We start from the raw sequence: 1,055 nt of genomic DNA, 5'->3' as shown, positions 1-1,055 counted from the left end.
TTTACATTTTTTTTGCTTCCTTCAAGAGTAAGCGGCATAGCTGCATTACTAGACATTGTGCTCATTGCAGTAATAAATGCTGGTATCATATTACCTATACTAGCTATCCACCTTGTGATCGATCAATATGGAATTAAAACTGTCGGTGAAATTCCTTCAGGATTTCCACCGTTTGCCATGCCTTACTGGAACTGGGATTTAGTGATTCAGCTTCTGCCAGGTGCAGCCATGATTACAATGGTCAGTTTTGTAGAATCTATATCCATAGCTCAGACAACTGCCTTTCAACAACGTAGTGAATTAAATAGTAATCAAGAGCTTATAGCCTTAGGTCTTGCCAATTTTAGTGCTGGTGTTACCTCGGCATTTCCTGTGACGGGTAGCTTATCCCGTACTGTAGTCAATGCAGATGCTGGTGCAAAAACACCGATGGCTGGAGTTTTATCATCTATTTTTATTGTTATTGTCAGTTTATATCTTACAGGATTATTTAAAGAGTTGCCTCTGGCAATTCTTGCAGCAACCATTATGGTGTCGATTTGGAAGTTAGTCGATTTTAAGCCGTTTATTGAAACTTGGCGCTATTCAAAAGCAGATGGTCTTGCAATGTGGGTGACCTTTTTTGGCGTGTTGTGTATCGACATTTCTACAGGTCTAATCATCGGCATTATTTCGACATTTATTTTGTTATTGTGGCGAATCAGTCGCCCACATATCGCTGTGATTGGTCTAGTTGAAGGTACTCAACACTTTCGTAATATTTCCCGCCATGAAGTGCTGACCAGTGCCAATATTGTCTCAATCCGTATAGATGAGAATTTAACTTTTTTAAATGCCAATACTTTAAAAGAATTTGTGATTTTTGAAGTCAGTCAACATCCTGAACTGCATCATGTTGTGATTAATTGTTCAAGTATCAGCAATATTGATGCAAGTGCTTTAGAAACACTGGAAGAAATCAATAATGAATTAAAGAATTTAAAAATTCAGATGCATTTTACTGAGATTAAAGGTCCAGTTATGGATCGATCTTTCGCTCACCTTAATTATGTAAA

General features: G+C 37.5%; 1 protein-coding gene and 1 pseudogene. One reads left to right on the top strand and one right to left on the bottom strand.

Features of this window, described 5'->3' with window-relative positions:
* Positions 1-119: pseudogene (locus ACJ5GX_RS01370) on the bottom strand (cation:dicarboxylate symporter family transporter); the annotation flags it as partial.
* Here ACJ5GX_RS01370 and ACJ5GX_RS01365 point away from each other — a divergent pair.
* Positions 115-1,055: SulP family inorganic anion transporter (locus tag ACJ5GX_RS01365; protein ID WP_495292611.1), on the top strand; the 941-nt coding region annotated here is incomplete at its 3' end. The pseudogene ACJ5GX_RS01370 and the gene ACJ5GX_RS01365 overlap by 5 nt on opposite strands.

The organism is Wolbachia endosymbiont of Tuta absoluta, from assembly GCF_059414725.1.
The sequence above is the reverse complement of the archived record's forward strand: the minus strand, read 5'-3'. Positions and strand labels throughout refer to the sequence as shown.